Below are 1487 nucleotides of genomic sequence, written 5' to 3'. Positions count from 1 at the left end.
TTCAGTTCAATGCCTGTTATCTGCCATCACTGACAGAACTGCCGTCTCCGGCAGCGTCGCTCACTCAAAATACTGACTCGATCCATCCTCCCATAAAGGTCAGATGAACCGGTATTTCCATATGAGCACTTGCTATTTCGTTTTGCAGCATCCGCAGCACAGGCATCGCTGCCCTACCGCTGACACCGCCGCACGCTACCAAGCGCCCACACTTATCGGCTGTTAGTTGTTAAAGATCCGTCTGCTTCGGCTCGCCGCCCCAGTTTCCTGAGCGGCTTGCCGGCGCTGCGAAGCGTTGTGTTCGTCAGCAGCAGAGAAGCGAGATTATGCGGGGTTTGCTCCTCCCTGTCAACACCCTTGAGAGCACAAGAACCCGGTACCGTGCATTTGCGAGGTCCGGCATGTTCAATCGGGAACCTTCCGGGCAACACTAGCAACTATGCTAATTTGCCAGGAGATCGTTATGCCAAAGTCCACCATTGCAGGTCACCCGTTGCACCCGATGTTGATCGTGGCGCCCGCCGCCCTCATTCCTTTTGGCTTCGTGCTTGACGCGATGGCTCGCCGTACCGGGAAAAGGTCTTATTCAGATGCGGCGTATTACAGCTTGGTGGGCGGCCTGGTTGGCGGGTTGGCGGCGGGCGCGGCTGGTGTCATGGATTATCTGACGATCGAGCCGGAGACTGACGTGAAACGGACGGCCAATCTGCATGGCGCTTTGAACGGGGCAGCCATGGTATTAACAGCGGTTAACGTTGCCACCAGGCGCAATGAGTCGGCTCATCGCGGCGGATCCCTTTTGGTCTCTGCGCTAGCGGCGGCCGGGGTCATGATATCCGGATGGTTCGGCGGACGTCTGGTCTACGAACAAGGCGTGCGTGTGAAAGGGGTAAGCCCAATCGCTGATGCCAGCGAGGCGAAGCTGCCCGCCGATGAGAGGCTGGAGAAAGCCATGAAATTCGAAGAACGCCTAATGCCGTCGAGCGGGCCTTACCTCAACTGACGAAACGTACATTGTCTGTGCGGCATGCACCGAGCCTGTATAAAAGATCAAAAGAAAAGGAAGTTGGTTTTATGGGCGCGAAAATAACGAGACATGATCATTGATTTTCATCAATCTTGGTCTCCAGGGATGATCCAGAATCAGCGGAAAATCCAGTTCAAGGATGGCAAGAGGAGACAAGAAGCCGGTTCTTCGGAGCCGGCTTTTTCATTTGAATTGGCCAAATGCCAATCCTGCCTAATCAGACAGCGATGGCTTCGATCGCAGCATCTTGGCTCACAAAGCTTGCTCGATTAAAACGGGCGCTGAACGTACTGCCTTTGCCGGGCTCCGACTCGATGCTCAGCGTGGCGCCATGGCGCATGAGCACATGCTTGACAATGGCCAGCCCCAACCCGGTGCCTTGCGTCTGCCGCGACCGGCTCTTGTCCACCCGGTAGAAGCGCTCCGTCAGCCGCCCGATATGGCCCGGCTCGATGCCGAT

2 protein-coding genes are annotated in these 1487 nt (G+C 56.3%); one reads left to right on the top strand and one right to left on the bottom strand.

Annotated elements, in window-relative coordinates; translation table 11 throughout:
• Positions 1-463 precede the first annotated feature (463 nt).
• Positions 464-1003, top strand: a complete 540-nt coding sequence (locus CHB88_RS24035) for a DUF2231 domain-containing protein (protein ID WP_089401889.1) — start codon at positions 464-466, stop codon at positions 1001-1003.
• Between the two features lie 241 nt (positions 1004-1244).
• Here CHB88_RS24035 and CHB88_RS24030 read toward each other — a convergent pair.
• Positions 1245-1487 (bottom strand): ATP-binding protein (locus CHB88_RS24030; protein ID WP_245845232.1); only part of this gene is annotated, 243 nt, incomplete at its 5' end.

It is taken from the genome of Noviherbaspirillum humi (genome assembly GCF_900188095.1).
GTDB lineage: Bacteria > Pseudomonadota > Gammaproteobacteria > Burkholderiales > Burkholderiaceae_D > Noviherbaspirillum > Noviherbaspirillum humi.
This window is presented reverse-complemented; position numbering and strand designations above follow the sequence as displayed.

Excerpts from the sequence above, each read along its gene's own strand:
- CHB88_RS24035 (WP_089401889.1), top strand. The coding sequence starts at position 464 with ATGCCAAAGTCCACCATTGCAGGTCACCCGTTGCACCCGATGTTGATC.